Below are 279 nucleotides of genomic sequence, written 5' to 3' on the forward strand. Positions count from 1 at the left end.
CGATATTGTTGGTCGACAGTGCGTTGAACTGCGACGAGTTCCAGCCGCTGAACTGCGCCGAACCCATGGCGACGATCTGGTCGGTGCTCAGGCCAACCAACTGGTCCGAGGTCATCGCCGCGAACTGCGCGCTCTTCAGGGCAGCAACGTTGTCGGTGGTCAGCGCGTGGACCTGGTTGCTGCTCAGCGCGGCGATCACCGAGGTCTTCAGCGCGGCCGCGTCGGCCGACTGCAGGCTCACGATCTGGTCGGTGGTCAGGCTCTGCGTCTGGGCGCTGT

1 protein-coding gene is annotated in these 279 nt (G+C 64.9%); it reads right to left on the reverse strand.

The genetic code is table 11. The annotated features are described in order from the left end of the window. A partial coding sequence (locus GTP44_RS26920) for a hypothetical protein (protein ID WP_161021810.1) occupies positions 1-279 on the reverse strand: 279 nt, incomplete at both ends.

It is taken from the genome of Duganella lactea (assembly GCF_009857505.1).
GTDB classification, from domain to species: Bacteria; Pseudomonadota; Gammaproteobacteria; order Burkholderiales; family Burkholderiaceae_D; genus Rugamonas; species Rugamonas lactea.